The sequence below is a fragment of the Phycicoccus flavus genome (genome assembly GCF_004025965.2).
Lineage (GTDB): Bacteria > Actinomycetota > Actinomycetes > Actinomycetales > Dermatophilaceae > Phycicoccus > Phycicoccus flavus.
Genome location: NZ_SAYU02000100.1, coordinates 1 through 493, shown reverse-complemented (window position 1 = coordinate 493; position 493 = coordinate 1). Strand labels below are relative to the sequence as shown.

Genomic DNA, 493 nt, shown 5'->3' with positions numbered 1-493 from the left:
ACCTCGCCAACCCGGCCCGGATCTTCGCCGCCCTGCGCCGGGCGCTGGCGCTGTCGGCGAAGCTCGTCGCCGCCGAGGGCCCCGGCGGCGGATCGACGGCGACGTGGTCGTCCGGCTCCGCGTCGTCGAGCGCTCCCGTCGCGACGGGGTCGACGGCGTCCGCCACCGCACCGGTGGCCGGAGCATCCGACGAGTTGTCGTCACGAGCCGGAGCGGCGGCGCACCGTCCCGGCGCGTCGGCGTCCTGAGCCGCACACGACCTCGCAGACGTCCGCCGCCGCTGTCGGACCATCCTGGCCGACCACACGGGCCCACTCCGGGCTGGCGGACTGAAACCGCCGCCGGCCACGGTCCGACGCAGCCCTTCCGACCGCCGCACGACCTGACGTGGGCCCGAGACCCCGGAACGTCGCCGAGACCCCGCTTACGAAGTGCGCTCCGGCGGACATTTCGGGGTCACCCCGAAATGTCCGCTAGGGGTGGGTGGGGACGG

1 protein-coding gene is annotated in these 493 nt (G+C 75.3%); it reads left to right on the top strand.

Features of this window, described 5'->3' with window-relative positions; translation table 11 throughout:
* On the top strand, window positions 1-248 hold a 248-nt coding region (locus EPD83_RS20475; RefSeq protein WP_205859616.1), incomplete at its 5' end, for a hypothetical protein.
* Between the last annotated feature and the right edge of the window lie 245 nt (window positions 249-493).